Source organism: Actinomycetota bacterium, from assembly GCA_036280995.1.
Classification (GTDB): Bacteria; Actinomycetota; CALGFH01; order CALGFH01; family CALGFH01; genus CALGFH01.
Map to the genome: position 1 here is coordinate 1 of DASUPQ010000093.1, position 2,724 is coordinate 2,724.

Here is a 2,724-nt window from a genome sequence, read left to right on the forward strand (position 1 = left end):
CGACCTGGCCGGTTGGGTCGAGCGGGTAGCACCCGACGCCGCGGTCGACCGGCTCGGCCACCTCGCCGTCGCCCACAGCCACCCGCGCTGGGTCGTCGCGGAACTCGATCGGGCACTGGGGGACCGGGCGGGGGAGCTCCCCGAGCTGCTGGCCGCCGACAACTCCCCGCCCGACGTGGTGCTGGTCGCCCGGCCCGGCCGGTCCGACCGCAGCGAGCTGCCCGGCCGGCCGACCCCGCTCTCGCCGTACGGGGTGCGGCTGGAGGAGGGGGACCCGGGCACCGTGGCAGCCGTCGCCGAGGGGCGCGCCGGCGTGCAGGACGAGGGCTCCCAGCTCGTGGCGGTCGCCACCGCGGCCGCACCGCTCGTGGGCCGCGACGAGCGTTGGCTGGACCTGTGCGCCGGCCCGGGTGGCAAGGCCGCCCTGCTGGCCGCACTGGCCTCGGAGCGAGGCGCGCGGCTGGTCGCCAACGACGTTCAGTCGCACCGCGCCGACCTGGTCCGGCGGGCGCTGGCCGGCGCAGCCGGGGTCGAGGAGGTGACGGCGTACGACGGCCGGCAGCCGCCCTGGGAAGCCGGGTCCTTCGACCGGGTCCTGGTGGACGCGCCGTGCTCGGGGCTGGGAGCGCTGCGCCGCCGACCGGAGGCCCGCTGGCGCAGGCAGCCGGGCGACCTGGCCGACCTCGTGCCGCTGCAGCGGGCCTTGCTCGGCTCCGCCCTCGACCTGGTCCGGCCGGGTGGGGCCGTGCTCTACGCGACCTGCACGCCGGTGCTCGCCGAGACCGCCGAGGTGGTCGACGCGGTGCTCGTCGAACGGCAGGACGCCGTGCTCGAGCCCCTCGCGACGGACGTGGCTGATGCCGCCGGCCCGCTGCCGGGGACGGTGCAGCTGTGGCCGCACCGGCACGCCACGGACGCCATGTTCCTGGCGCTGGTGCGAAGGTCCGCGGGGTGAGCGGCCGCCGGATCGGCCCGGGATCGGGTGGTGGAACGAGTGATGAATCGTTGCCTAATCCGTTACTTAGATCCACGGCTCGGCATGGACGCGCCGCCGCGCGTGACGTTCAATGGGGGTGCAGCCCGACTCGGCGGGCTGCCACGGGGAGGTTGAACGATGCGACGCTGGACCGCAGTGGCGGGGTCCGCCCTGTCCGCAGGGGTGCTGTGCGCCGGGCTGGTGCTCACGGCGAGCCCTGCGCGGGCCGATGACACCGTCGTCGTGCCCGGAACCAGCTTCCCGGGGACCGGCACCTACCTGACCTACTTCGGCTGCGTCGACCTGTTCCACGTCGACCAGCGCGGCCCCGCCGCCCTCCTCAAGCGCGACGACGCCGCACCGATGGGTCGCCGCGCCGTCGACCTGACGCTGCCCGGGACCGGCACTGCCGCCGGCTCGGTCAGCCTGTTCTCGTCGGTCGCTTCGGCCGTCTCCACGCTCGCCGTGCGCGCCGCCGCCGGTAGTGGCGGTGTGGCCTACACCTGGTACCTCGCTCCCGACATGGCTCCGGGCGAGGTCTGGTCGGGCCGGGCCGTCCTCACCGCCGCGGGCGACGGCTGGCAGCAGGTCGACGCCACCAGTGCGACCTACGAGTGGACGCGGTACGACGCCGCGACCGGCGCCCCCCTCGAACAGGCCGGCGCCGCCACGATCGACGACTTCACGACCGCGCACGGCGACGGACCGGGCTACGTCCTGACCGGATTCGGCTGCGACGGCGGCACGTTCGGCGTCGACGCGATCCGTACCGGGCTGCCGGGGTCGGTGACGACGTACGACCTCGACGGCTGGTCGGTGACCACCGGCATCAGCCCCACGAGCGCCCGCGTCAAGGCGGGTCAGGAGGTCACCATCACCGGCAGCTCGATCGGGCTGGACCGGCCGATGGGCGCCACGCTCGCGCTCCAGGCCCGTCCGGAGGGTGCCGCGGAGTTCCAGACAGTGTCCGAGACGGTCGTGGCCGGGGCGGACGGCATCGTCTCGGCGACGGTCGCACCTGAGGTGACCACGGAGTACCGCTGGTTCTTCGCCGAGCGCGGCTACGCCGACGAGCACGTCTCGCCGGCGGCGAAGGTGGTCGTGAAGCCTGCCCCGGCCGGCTGACCGCTAACGTCCCGGGCATGGCATCGCCGTTCACCGAGATCGAGGTCCCGGACCTGCACGGCGGCGACCGTGTCGTCAAGGTCACCAACCCCGACCGCGTGTACTTCCCGGAGTCCGGCGCGACCAAGCTCGACCTGGTCGAGTACTACCTGGCCGTCGGCGACGGCATAGTCAACGCGCTCTTCGAGCGGCCCTGCATGCTCCATCGCTTCCCCAAGGGCCTGGCCGGTGACAAGGTCCACCAGAAGCGGCTGCCCGCCGGGGCACCCCCCTGGGTGGAGACGGTGCGGCTGTACTTCCCCCGCTGGAACCGCACCGCCGACGAGCTGTGCGTCACCGAGCTGGGCTCGGTCATCTGGGCGGTCCAGATGTCGACGGTGGAGTTCCACCCCTGGAACAGTCGGCGTGCCGACACCGAGAAGCCCGACGAGTGGCGGATCGACCTCGACCCCGGCCCGCTGTCGGACTACGCGCAGGTGCAGCGCGTCGCCGGCGTCGTGCAGGAGGTGCTCGACGAGCTCGGCGCGGTCGGCTACCCCAAGACCAGCGGCAGCAAGGGGCTCCACGTCTACGTCCGGATCCCGCCAGACCACGGGTTCCCCGACGTGCGCCGTGCCGCGCAC

The 2,724-nt window shown here is 74.0% G+C and carries 3 protein-coding genes; all 3 read left to right on the forward strand.

Annotated features, from left to right (window positions below; all coding sequences use genetic code 11):
• Positions 1–955 (forward strand): RsmB/NOP family class I SAM-dependent RNA methyltransferase (locus VF468_02640; GenBank protein HEX5877208.1); only part of this gene is annotated, 955 nt, incomplete at its 5' end.
• Between the two features lie 159 nt (positions 956–1,114).
• Complete coding sequence (locus VF468_02645) at positions 1,115–2,101, forward strand: hypothetical protein (protein HEX5877209.1); 987 nt, start codon at positions 1,115–1,117, stop codon at positions 2,099–2,101.
• Between the two features lie 17 nt (positions 2,102–2,118).
• Positions 2,119–2,724, forward strand: a 606-nt coding sequence (locus tag VF468_02650; GenBank protein ID HEX5877210.1) for an ATP-dependent DNA ligase, incomplete at its 3' end; no start/stop codon positions are given.